Source organism: Suttonella sp. (genome assembly GCF_056855035.1).
Map to the genome: position 1 here is coordinate 1 of NZ_JBXGGR010000104.1, position 3,281 is coordinate 3,281.

A 3,281-nucleotide genomic window follows, 5' to 3' on the forward strand; every position below is an offset into this window, starting at 1 on the left:
ATTGCTGCCTGAAAAGGCGGTAAGCAGCCTGAAATAGGCTGTTTAATCAGGGTGAATGGGTAAAATTTGGGCACATAATGCCATTTTTGTTGAAAAGCCCAAAGCAACTTAGATGCTTTGAGGTTTTGCAAAGGTTTCAGGTTGCAAAGCCGGCGTCGAACAAATGAAAATGATCATTGAAGCCGCTAAAGCGCAAAAATAATCGCGCAATCGCGAATAAAGCCAAGACGTCCGTCTTGGCTTTTTTATTGCCCGGTAATGCTATACTGCGCAAAAAATGAGGGAATGGTCATGAATATTACGGCACAATCGCCGGGAAAAATCATATTAAGCGGAGAACATGCGGTGGTTTACGGACAGCCGGCGATCGTAGCGGCGGTTGCGCGTTATACCACCGTGCAATTTCATCCGCTCTCGCGCGGCAACAGTTTGCGCACCGCTTTGGCAGGCATCGCCACCGGCAGACGCATGCCGCTGAGCGCCTTGCAGAGTTTGCGCGATAAGCTCGATGCGCGCTTTGAAGCCTTTGCCAAAGGCGAATTGGCGGTAAAAAACATTTTGCAGCGTCCCGATGATTTGATGCTTTACACTTTGGCACAAATTGCTGGACATTTCCTGCCCACGCGCAACGGAGAAGGGCGCCTGCGTGCCGGACAACTGCATACCCGCTCGGATTTGCCTTTGGGCGCCGGCATGGGCTCTTCGGCGGCGATTATCGCCGCGACCATGGTTTTATATGAGCATTTGCTCAATCAGCCGCAGAGCTTGGCAGAACGTTTTGCGCGGATTCGTTTTTGCGAACGTTTGCAGCATGGCAAGGGCAGCGCGATTGATGCGGCGGCGGTTACTTACGGCGGCGTGCAACTTCTGGCCAATCAAGAACCGCAGCCGCTGGATGTGCCGCTTCAGGATTTTTACTGGTTGCTGACAGGGATTCCGCAAAGCAGCACCGGCGAATGCGTGGCAGCGGTACGGGAACAGTTTGGCAAAGATGCAGCGCTGTGGCAGGCTTTCGGCGCTTGCAGCACCGCCTTGCAGACGGCATTGCAGCATCAAGACGCGCAGGCGATTGCCGCCGCCATCGCCAACAATCAATCTTTATTGCACAGAATCGGCATTGTGCCGCCGGCCAGCCAAGCGATTGTCGCTGCGATACAAAATAGCGGCGGCGCAGCAAAAATCAGCGGCGCCGGCAGCATTCGCGGCGATGCCGGCGGCATGCTGCTGATTTATCATCAAGATGAGGCGGCATTGCGTACCCTGTTGGAAAAAAACTATCCGCAATTGTCTTGGGGGCGTTTGCAGGTGGCGGCAGAAGGTGCGGCGATCGTTTCACCGCATAGTTAATGAATAGGGGCTTTATGCTCGGTTGTTATCGCTATAGTAGAAGAATTGAAAAAGTATAGTCAATTAATGGCAAAATTAATCATTTTTCAATCGGGTAGGTCGGATACTTGTATCCGACATTACTTAAAATATAAATTTGTCGGATTCAAGAATCCGACTACTTCTTTATAAATTAGTATCTTAGACATTTATGCCCAACGCAATTTGTCATGCGAGTACTTTCTGGCATAAACGCCTAAGCTAAGGTTAAAAATATAATGTTCATATTTGTCATGAATCAACTATATTACAGTATTGGCGCGCCTTGCCCTACGCTTTGTACTGTCTGCGGCTCGCCGCCTTGTACTACTTTTCCATTTCTCCGGCTATATCGATTTTATCCAGACGATAACCCAGTCCGCGCACGGTGCTAATCGGCAAATCATAGCCTTGGTCTTCAAAGGCTTTGCGCAGTCGGCGCACGGATACGTCCACCGCACGATCGGCGATTTCGCCGTCATCGCCCCATGCCTGATCAAGCAGCTGTTCGCGCGAGAGCACTTTGCCGCTGTGTTTCATGAGGCAGCGCAGCAGGGCAAATTCGCGGCGGTGCAGGGGAATAGGGGTTTGTTGATAAAAGACTTGATTGCTGCTTAAATCCATGCGCAAGGGCGGGTAATGCAGTTCTTGGCTGCGTTCTTCTTCACCGCTGCGCCGTAGCAGGGCTTTTAAGCGCGCCTGTAATTCCGCGACGGAAAAGGGTTTGGTCAGATAATCGTCCGCCCCTGTTTCCAATCCTTTGGTGATGTCGGCTTCGCTGCTGCGCGCGGTGAGCATCAGAATCGGCAGGTGACGGTAGCGCGCATCGCGGCGCAGCATCGCGAGCAACTGAACGCCGTTGCCGTCGGGCAGCATCCAATCCAAGATGATGATGTGCGGTATTTCTGCGCGCAAGGCGGCTTCGGCGGCACGCAGCGTATCGACTGCGTGAATCTCATATTGCGCCTCAAGGGCAAAGCGCAGTAATTGCACGATGGAACTTTCGTCTTCAATAATTAAGAGGCGTTTTTTGCTCATGAGCGCGATTGAAAGATGTGTTGGCGGTAATGCTTGAGTTCGGCAATCGATTCTTGAATATCGGCTAAAGCCTGATGCGTGCTGCGTTTATGGTATTGATGTTGCGGATACCAACGCGCCGCCAGCTCTTTAATCGTCGAAACGTCTAAATTTCGGTAGTGAAAGAATTTTTCCAGCCTCGGCATATGGCGGGCGAGAAAACGGCGGTCTTGGCAGATGCTGTTGCCGCACATCGGCGATTTGCCGGCTTGAAGATATTGGCTTAAAAATTCAAGGGTTTGCCTCTCGGCCTCCGCCATATCGATTCGGCTGGCTTTAACACGCTCAATCAAGCCCGAAGCGCCGTGATGGCGGCGGTTCCAATCGTCTAAATGATCCATAAGGGCATCGCTTTGATGAATGGCAATCACCGGTCCTTCGGCGAGAATATTCAGTTCGGCATCGGTGACAATGGTCGCGATTTCAATGATTTCATCACGCTGCGGGTCCAGTCCCGTCATTTCCAAATCAATCCAGATGAGGCGTCCGCATTCGGTTTTCATATGCTATTTTCTATGTGTATCGAAAAGAGCAGTGTACCACGCGCCTATTGCCGGCGGCGGTTTTTCTCTATAAAGCGGTAAGTTTTTATTGTCGAATATGCTGATAATCGGCGAGGAAATATTTTTGTTGTGCCGCTACCACATTTTTGCCTTTAGCGTATAATTCGCACCTCTTTTTAAACCCTTGAATTGTCGAACCAAGTGCAATACTTTTTTAAAGTAACCTTCATAAGGTGTTTTCCAGCCTAAACACTTTCTCGGTCGTAGATTTAATTTGTCGACGACCAATTGAATATAATCATCGCTCCAGCGGTTTATATCCTGTTGGTTGGGGAA

At 50.4% G+C, this 3,281-nt stretch carries 3 protein-coding genes and 1 pseudogene; 1 reads left to right on the plus strand and 3 read right to left on the minus strand.

Annotation, left to right across the window (positions count from 1 at the left end; genetic code table 11):
* Positions 1–291 precede the first annotated feature (291 nt).
* Positions 292–1,347: a mevalonate kinase family protein gene (locus ACJHVI_RS09245; RefSeq protein ID WP_483184445.1), complete on the plus strand. Its 1,056-nt coding sequence runs from the start codon at positions 292–294 to the stop codon at positions 1,345–1,347.
* Positions 1,348–1,692: 345 nt separating this feature from the next.
* Here ACJHVI_RS09245 and ACJHVI_RS09250 read toward each other — a convergent pair whose 3' ends face one another.
* The 3 genes and pseudogenes from ACJHVI_RS09250 to ACJHVI_RS09260 form a co-directional block, all read right to left on the minus strand.
* Positions 1,693–2,403, minus strand: a complete 711-nt coding sequence (locus tag ACJHVI_RS09250) for a response regulator (protein ID WP_483184446.1) — start codon at positions 2,401–2,403, stop codon at positions 1,693–1,695.
* Complete coding sequence (gene orn, locus ACJHVI_RS09255; protein ID WP_483184447.1) at positions 2,400–2,945, minus strand: oligoribonuclease; 546 nt, start codon at positions 2,943–2,945, stop codon at positions 2,400–2,402. The genes ACJHVI_RS09250 and orn overlap by 4 nt, the downstream gene beginning before the upstream one ends.
* A gap of 195 nt (positions 2,946–3,140) precedes the next feature.
* Positions 3,141–3,281: pseudogene (locus ACJHVI_RS09260) on the minus strand (IS30 family transposase); the annotation flags it as partial.